This window comes from Alcanivorax sp. DP30, assembly GCF_009882945.1.
Lineage (GTDB): Bacteria > Pseudomonadota > Gammaproteobacteria > Pseudomonadales > Alcanivoracaceae > Alcanivorax.
On record NZ_WTUY01000002.1, the window covers coordinates 692,457 to 699,004 of the forward strand.

6 protein-coding genes and 1 pseudogene are annotated in these 6,548 nt (G+C 58.6%); 2 read left to right on the plus strand and 5 right to left on the minus strand.

The features are described 5' to 3' along the window. Positions 1–5: 5 nt before the first annotated feature. The 4 genes from GQF00_RS03780 to GQF00_RS03795 form a co-directional block, all read right to left on the minus strand. On the minus strand, positions 6–398 hold the full coding sequence (locus tag GQF00_RS03780) for an MAPEG family protein (RefSeq protein WP_161317797.1): 393 nt from the start codon (positions 396–398) through the stop codon (positions 6–8). A gap of 100 nt (positions 399–498) precedes the next feature. Next, positions 499–891 carry a hypothetical protein gene (locus GQF00_RS03785; RefSeq protein WP_161317798.1) on the minus strand — a complete coding sequence of 131 codons (393 nt, stop codon included), beginning with the start codon at positions 889–891 and terminating at the stop codon, positions 499–501. Between the two features lie 40 nt (positions 892–931). Further along, positions 932–2,461 (minus strand): bifunctional GNAT family N-acetyltransferase/carbon-nitrogen hydrolase family protein, encoded by a 1,530-nt coding sequence (locus tag GQF00_RS03790; protein WP_161317799.1) that lies wholly within the window; start codon positions 2,459–2,461, stop codon positions 932–934. A 158-nt stretch (positions 2,462–2,619) separates the two neighbouring features. After that, the gene (locus GQF00_RS03795) at positions 2,620–2,994 is read right to left on the minus strand and encodes a hypothetical protein (protein WP_161317800.1); all 375 of its coding nucleotides are present in this window, start codon (positions 2,992–2,994) and stop codon (positions 2,620–2,622) included. A 27-nt stretch (positions 2,995–3,021) separates the two neighbouring features. Here GQF00_RS03795 and cobB point away from each other — a divergent pair, with 27 nt between their 5' ends. Together cobB and GQF00_RS03805 are read left to right on the plus strand one after the other, a co-directional pair. Further along, a complete protein-coding gene (cobB, locus tag GQF00_RS03800) occupies positions 3,022–3,732 on the plus strand; it encodes a Sir2 family NAD+-dependent deacetylase (RefSeq protein WP_161317801.1) in 711 nt (236 codons plus the stop codon). Positions 3,733–4,095: 363 nt separating this feature from the next. Next, entirely contained in the window at positions 4,096–5,169 is a 1,074-nt protein-coding gene (locus GQF00_RS03805) for a 3-deoxy-7-phosphoheptulonate synthase (protein WP_161317802.1), read from the plus strand. Between the two features lie 248 nt (positions 5,170–5,417). Here the strand turns inward: GQF00_RS03805 and GQF00_RS03810 are convergent. Beyond that, positions 5,418–6,548: pseudogene (locus tag GQF00_RS03810) on the minus strand (hypothetical protein); the annotation flags it as partial.

The following is a 6,548-nucleotide window of genomic DNA, read 5'->3' on the forward strand; positions in this document are numbered from 1 at the left end:
CTTCTTTACTGGCAGGCGGCAAGAAAGACGATGTACAGACAGCAGCCCATCCCCACGGCATAGACCACAGAGCGCCACCAGGCCAGATTGGCGATATACAGAATCGGATGCAGCACCCGCGTAGCCAGATACAACAGCGCCACCCAATCCAGACGATTGAGGTCCAACCCCGAGGCATAGGCAATAAAACACACCATGGTGAAAACAATCAGCGATTCCCAGGCATTGGCCTGCGCCGCTTGCACCCGCGCCCCGGTTCCCTCGAGCGCCGCCTGCTGTTGACGGGGATGATAATTATCAAAGCGACCAAACTGCTTGATGCGGAAATACACCCCGGTCCAGGCCATGAAGATGGGCAGGAAGGAAATGGCAAACAGGGTGTAGAGGATGGTTGGCATGATCGAGTCCCTTCAGGTTTCGAGGCTCCATCTTAGACCACTGGACAACCGAAAGAGGAGCAGAGCCAGGATCAAAAAGAGGATCTGGCTCCAATCACCCCTATGCTCGCCGGGACATGAACACCCAGGCAAAAAACAGCATGAACGCCAGATCATTGAGTCCATAGATGCTATAAAACACTCCGGCAAACCGATCCTGCTCATACACCGCGCCAAGGCTGTGGTTCGCCATCCACATTCCCCACACCACCACATACACCAGCTTTTCGATGGCAAAGGCCGCCGCCAGCCAGCGGATATTACCCTGAATAAACGCCGCACCCAGATAGGCCAGCCCCCACACCACAATCATCAGCAACCCGAAGTTGGACATCACCACCGGATCGGCCTGGTTGATGGCATCATTGGTGAAGGCACGGGAAAAAAGCAGGACGCCGCCGATATTCATCATTGCTGCAGCGATAAAACCATACTTGATCAAGTTGGTATTCATGGAGTCTCCACGGCTATAGTCATCACGTTCTGGCACGAAATCATCCTTTCTTCCAGTCCAGACTATAAAGATCATCCCGCCGATCCCGTAAATTGGTTACCGAGCCTTCGCGGTGCAGCAACTTCAATTTCTCAAGATCCACATCCGCAAACATGAGCATCTCGGTATTGGGAACTGACTCACTGATGATGGCATCGTGGGGAAAGTAGAAATCACTGGGGGAGAAGACCGAGGACTGGGCGTACTGGATGTCCACGGCGTCTACCCGTGGCAGGTTGCCTACGGAGCCTGAGATGGCTACATAGCATTCGTTTTCAATGGCGCGGGCCTGGGCACAGTGGCGCACACGCAGGTAGCCGTTTTTGGTATCAGTCCAGAAGGGCACGAACAGGATGTCCATTTTCTCTTCGGCCAGCAGGCGGCCCAGTTCCGGAAATTCCACGTCGTAGCAGATCAGGATGCCTACTCGACCGGCATCGGTATCGAACACCTGCAAACGATCGCCGCCCTGGATGACCCAGTCGCGCCGTTCGTGGGGAGTGATGTGGATCTTGTACTGGGATTCCACAGAGCCATCACGACGCATCAGATAGGCCACGTTGTAGACCTTGTCATCCTCGATCACCGGCATTGAGCCACCGACAATGTTGATGTTGTAGCTCACCGCCATGTCGGCCAGTGCATCGCGAACTTCGTCGGTAAAGCTGGCCAGGAAACGTACTGCTTCCACGGAATTCAATTCCGGACGCAGTCCCATTAGCGGTGCGCTGAAGAATTCCGGGAGCACGGCAAAATCTGCACGGTAATCGGATAACGCATCAATAAAAAATTCCACCTGGTTAAGCAGGTCTTGCACATCGCGGGCAGCACGCATACGCCGCTGCACCACACCCACGCGTACCACAGTCCGGCGCGGCCATTCCGCATCGTCATCCTCTGGCTCGTAAAGGATGTTGTCCCACTCCAGCAGCGTGGCGTAACCGTGGGAATCTTCGTCTTCCGGCAGGTAGGCCTTCATCAGACGTTTCACATCGAAACCGTTGGCCAGCTGGAAAGACAGGATCGGATCGTAGATGGCGCGAGCTTCTACCTGCTCGATGTATTCAGTGACCTGCATCTGATCCGCATAGTTGGTATAGCCAGGCAGACGGCCGCCCGCCAGGATTGCACGCAGGTTTTCGTCCCTGCACAGTTCCTTGCGTGCCTCGTAGAGACGGCGGCCGAGACGATAACCTCGGTATTCCTTGTCCACGAACACATCCAGGCCATACAGGGCATCGCCTTTCTTGTTGTGAGAGCGCACCTTGTCATCGGTGATAAGGTCTTCATAGCGGTGCGGGTTGGAAAAACGGTCGTACTTCACCTTGATGGTGAGTGCCGTGGCCACCAGTTCGCCATTGTCTTCGATCACCAGCTGCCCTTCCGGAAAAATACGGATCAGGGTACGGATGGTGTCTTCCGGCCAGGCGCCACCAATATCGTGGTAGACCTGGTCCATCAGCTTGGCCAGCGCCGGATAATCCTCTTCCGTGAGAGTGCGAAGGCGTAGTCGGGTGGTTTCTTCGGCCATAAAAAACTCCGTTTTCGCTGCACGCATCACCAGATGCGTAACAGCGCGATATGTGTCGATTAACTTCTTCAGTACCGGTCCAGCGTTTCAACACGGCGTGCCGATCATGACGATTTTGCTTTTCCTGTGTTGCGTACCGCGTGCTGCATGTTGCAGCTTCACGCATTCAATGGCGGAAACGGGATCAGCCAGCTCATGTCCCGATTCTGCAGTGCATCGGGACCCGTGGGATAGAGGGCAATGCCATCCGGACGAATAAAAAGCACCCCGCCCTGGTTAAGCCCCACATAGCCGGACTGATGCTCGCGCACATAGCCGCAGGCCTCCTGCCACTGCGGTTGCAGGGAGGCTGGAATGGATTCGTATCCAATGACACCATTGGCAAGGGGATCGTCGATGGCGATACGATCCCGATATAAGCCAACGGCATCTTCCCCCACCAGCAGCACCATGCCCTGGTGAAAGTGCAGCAGGGTCACATTGCCACGGCCGTTGAGTGTCAGATTTTCCTGGCGATCGATAATGGTATCCATAGCAACCTTGGCTGATCGAGAAGATAAATGGCTGAAAACATTGTAATACTTACCGGCGCGGGAATCTCGGCAGAATCCGGCATCAAGACCTTCCGGGCGGCGGACGGGCTGTGGGAAGACCACCGGGTGGAAGATGTGGCCACGCCAGAGGCCTTTTTTCGCAATCCCCTGCTGGTACAGAACTTTTACAACCAGCGCCGTCAACAGTTGAAAGGGAGTGGCATCAAGCCCAATGCCGCTCATCAGGCCCTGGCCAAACTGGAAGCGGCCTACCCGAAGGGCAAGGTGCTGGTGGTAACCCAGAACATCGACAATCTGCATGAACAGGCTGGCAGCAGCAACCTGATCCACATGCATGGCGAACTGCTCAAGGGCCGCTGCCAGACCAGTGGTGGGCTGGTGGACGTGGATCACGACCTGTCCCCGGCCCTTCCCTGCCCCCTGTGCGGCAAGCAAGGCTGCCTGCGTCCCCATGTGGTGTGGTTCGGAGAAATGCCTCTGCAGATGGAAACTATTTACCGCGCGCTGGCCCTGTGCGACCGCTTTATCAGCATTGGTACCAGCGGCAATGTGTACCCTGCTGCAGGCTTTGTGGAAGAAGCCAACCGTCACGGCGCGCACACCATCGAACTGAACCTGGAGCCCTCCCAGCAGCTCACCGCCTTTGCCGAGCACCGGCATGGGTTGGCCACGGAACTGGTGCCGGCCTATGTGGAGGAGTTGATCGGGCTGCTTTAGGGGCGAGCTTCAAGCTACAAGGCGCGAGATGTGCTCTCATGGGATTCTAGGCACTGCCCGCGTTCCTGGCCGCATTCGCTCGACAAGCCGAGCCTCCCCCCACACCTTATGCCATGCCCGCGGCCAGGGTGTAGAGGCATTGCAAGGCCATACTCCGACGTCGCAGCGGGGAGTAAAGCCCTGGCAACCCCTACCGCCCTTTCCTGCGCCTCGCAGCTTGTAGCTACATTCCCCCGCCCGTATTTCTATAGCTGCCGGTTTCCGCTAGACTCCTGAACCTCTAAATATAAAGGAGTGCCCGCTTTCAGGGTCCGTCACAGAACGGGCCGGGGGCTCCCGCAACGACAGGTAGTCAGGACCACCATGACCGATAAACAGGTAGACGATCTCAATATCGCCTCGCAGGAACTGCTGATCACACCAAACGCCCTGAAGGAAGAGCTGCCGCTCTCCGAGAATGCGCGCCAGACCGTGATCGAAGGGCGCGAGACCATTCGCAACATCCTCGACCGCAAGGACCACCGTCTGTTTGTAGTCATCGGCCCCTGCTCCATCCATGACACCAAGGCAGCCATGGAATACGCGCAGAAGCTGAAGGCTCTGGCCGAGGAAGTGAAGGACACCATCTACCTTGTGCTGCGAGTCTATTTCGAGAAGCCGCGCACCACCACCGGCTGGAAGGGGCTGATCAACGACCCCTACATGAACGATTCCTTCAAGGTGCAGGATGGCCTTCACATTGCCCGCAAGCTGTTGCTGGACGTGGCCGAGCTGGGCCTTCCGGCGGCCACCGAAGCGCTGGACCCGACCACCCCGCAATATGTGCAGGATCTGATTGCCTGGAACGCCATTGGCGCCCGTACCACCGAGAGCCAGACCCACCGGGAAATGTCCTCCGGTCTGTCCAGCCCGGTGGGCTTCAAGAACGGCACCGATGGCAGCCTGGATGTGGCCGTGAACGCCATGTTGAGTGTGCAATCTCCGCACCGTTTCCTGGGTATCGACCCGGAAGGCCGGGTGGCGCTGACCACCACCAAGGGCAACCAGTACGGGCACGTGGTACTGCGTGGTGGTGGCGGCAAGCCGAACTACGATTCCGTATCCGTGGCGCTGGCCGAGAAAGCGCTGGAGAAAGCCGGTGTATCCACCAACATCATGGTGGATTGCTCCCACGCCAACTCCAACAAGGACCCGGGCCTGCAACCGCTGGTCATGGAAAACATCGCCAACCAAATCCTGGAAGGCAACCAGTCCATTGTCGGTCTGATGGTGGAATCCCACCTCAAGTTCGGCAACCAGAAGATTCCGGCCAACCTGGACGATCTGGAGTACGGTGTGTCCATCACCGATGGCTGTATCGCCTGGGACACCACCGAAACCGCGATTCGTAGTATGGCCGACAAGCTGCGTGATGTGCTGCCCAAACGTAATGGCTAAGGCTGCCCCCGCATTGAAAAAGCCCGGCCTTCGCGCCGGGCTTTTTTGTGTCCGGGATTATACCCTTGTAGGAGCGCCTCTCGAGGCGCGAACCGGTATTAGCCCCACGTTCGCAAGCCGCTCCGCCCTGTCGTGCACGACCTCGCTACGCTCGGTTCGCGCCTCGAGAGGCGCTCCTACTAAGGGAGAATCCATAAAAAAGCCCGGCGCGAAGGCCGGGCTTTTTCTGTTGCGTTACTGGGTCAGACTTAGAACAAGCCACCCAGCAGGTCTTCGAACAGATCCGTCAGGGCGTTGCCGGATTCCAGGGACAGGCCATCGCCGGTTTCCTGGTTCACCAGACAGGCCAGACCCAGGGTCAGCGACAGATTACCTTCATCATTGAAGGCACTCAGCAGCGGACAACCGGGCAGCAGACCGATTTGTTCAGAGTTGAGCAGCTCGACTCTGTCCAGAGACTCGATAAAGCACTGGGCCGGATCCACAGTACCGGTTCCGGATGTGTCCGGGCATACCTGATCGGTGAGCGGGTTCGGCTCAGTCAGCGGGCCCAACAGCTCTTCCAGTGCAGCCAGGCCAGCGCCGGCTTCGCTCAGGCAGTCGGTCGGCGTGGTCGGACCCACACCACCGGCAGCGGTTTCCGGACAGAACTGTTCCAGCAACGGCGCCAGCGGGTTATCCCCACCGCCGCCACCGGGCAGACCGCCACCGGCCGCTTCCATGAAGCAAGCCGCCGGATCAATCGGTGCATTGGCAGAGGCTTCCGGGCACAGGGCTTCGGTCAGCGGGTTGGAACCCAGCAGCAGCTCTTCCACGTTGCCGAAGTTGTTACCGGCTTCGGTCAGACAGTCGATCGGCGTGGTCGGACCCAGATCCGCATCAGCGGTATTGGGGCAGAACTGCTCCAGTGCCGGCGCCAGCGGGTTGCCATCGGCACCCGGCAGGCCACCGCCGCCCGGGTTGAAGCCGCTGGCCGCTTCCATGAAGCAGGCCGCCGGATCAATCGGGCTGTTGGCCGCCGCTTCCGGGCACAGTTGCTCGGTCAGCGGGTTGGCGCCCAGCAGCAGGTCTTGCACGTCGCCAAAGTTACCACCGGCTTCGGTCAGACAGTCGATGGGGGTGGTCGGACCCAGGTCTGCTTCGGAGGTGTCCGGGCAGAATTGCGCCAGTACCGGCTGCAGCGGGTTGCCGTCGGCACCCGGCAGGCCACCGCCACCCGGGTTGAAGCCGCTGGCCGCTTCCATGAAGCAGGCGGCAGGATCAATCGGGCTGTTCGCTGCCGCTTCCGGACATAGTTGCTCGGTAAGCGGGTTGGAACCCAGCAGCAGGTCCTGCACGTCGCCGAAGTTACCACCGGCTTCGGTCAGACAGTCGATCGG